The sequence below is a fragment of the Rhizobium ecuadorense genome, from assembly GCF_001187535.1.
GTDB classification, from domain to species: domain Bacteria; phylum Pseudomonadota; class Alphaproteobacteria; order Rhizobiales; family Rhizobiaceae; genus Rhizobium; species Rhizobium ecuadorense.
Genome location: NZ_LFIO01000571.1, coordinates 1 through 211, shown reverse-complemented (window position 1 = coordinate 211; position 211 = coordinate 1). Strand labels below are relative to the sequence as shown.

Annotated in this window: 1 protein-coding gene; it reads right to left on the bottom strand. The window is 55.5% G+C overall.

Translation table 11 applies throughout. The features are described 5' to 3' along the window. The coding region (locus AF337_RS43240) for a hypothetical protein (protein WP_160320286.1) at window positions 1-211 on the bottom strand (211 nt) is incomplete at both ends.

Sequence of the window (211 nt, the reverse complement as noted above, 5' to 3'; positions counted from 1 at the left end):
GCACCTTTTCCTCAAACTCGTTGAACTTCCGTCCGCTGAAAAGAAGCTCGAGGAATTGTAGCTCGCGCGTGTTGCCTCCATATTCAATCCGCGCTGTTTCCGCGTCGACGCGCTCGTTGATGTCCGAGTGCGTCAGGAAGATCGTCCGGTCAGGATGCTCTTCAAGATAGAATTCATAGCCGTCGAGGCGACGCCCTGCAGGCACAAAGGC